The sequence below is a fragment of the Colwellia sp. MB02u-10 genome (assembly GCF_014077185.1).
In the GTDB taxonomy this organism is placed as follows: Bacteria; Pseudomonadota; Gammaproteobacteria; order Enterobacterales; family Alteromonadaceae; genus Cognaticolwellia.
Window position 1 is genome coordinate 1 of record NZ_JACGVK010000046.1, and the last position, 696, is coordinate 696.

Annotated in this window: 2 tRNA genes; both read right to left on the bottom strand. The window is 42.1% G+C overall.

Annotation, left to right across the window (positions count from 1 at the left end):
* Nucleotides 1–417: 417 nt before the first annotated feature.
* Nucleotides 418–493: transfer RNA gene (locus H4J59_RS00485), tRNA-Ala, on the bottom strand.
* Nucleotides 494–613: 120 nt separating this feature from the next.
* A tRNA-Ile gene (locus tag H4J59_RS00490) sits at nt 614–690 on the bottom strand.
* Nucleotides 691–696: the final 6 nt, after the last annotated feature.

Genomic DNA, 696 nt, shown 5'->3' on the forward strand with positions numbered 1-696 from the left:
CAACCCCAAGTAGTTTCCGAAGAAGCTATCTAGTACACCGTGGAGACTAATCCACAGCAATTGTAAAGTCTGACATTTTCACGCACACAAAGTGTGTCTTGAATAAGAGTGGTAATTTATTACTAGTAGATAAACTAAAAGTTAATAAACTACCGGGTTGATTACGTCTTCGAGGAGAATCCGTAATCACCATTATTAACAGGCGATATTCCTATTAATAACAGCTTGGTATTTATAATTTATGAACAACAGCGCGACACCGTGTTCATCATATAAATACCGGTATTTATATCAGCTTTCCAGATTGTTAAAGAATTAGTCATTCACACGCATTCGGTGAAGACTTGGTTTAAAAAACCAAACTTAACTTATCAACTTTTGATAGTTTAAGTTTGGTCTCTCTCTTTAGTGAAGAAGTGGTGGAGCTAAGCAGGATCGAACTGCTGACCTCCTGCGTGCAAGGCAGGCGCTCTCCCAGCTGAGCTATAGCCCCGCAATGGGAAACACACGTTAAGCTAAAACGAAACGCAGATTTACGTCAGTTGCAAGGCGGAAAGATGCGAAGTGTAGGTTTCTACACGAGTATCATTCCAACGCAGCAAGTGGCGTAAATTGGTAGGTCTGGGCAGACTTGAACTGCCGACCTCACCCTTATCAGGGGTGCGCTCTAACCAGCTGAGCTACAGACCTATTTCT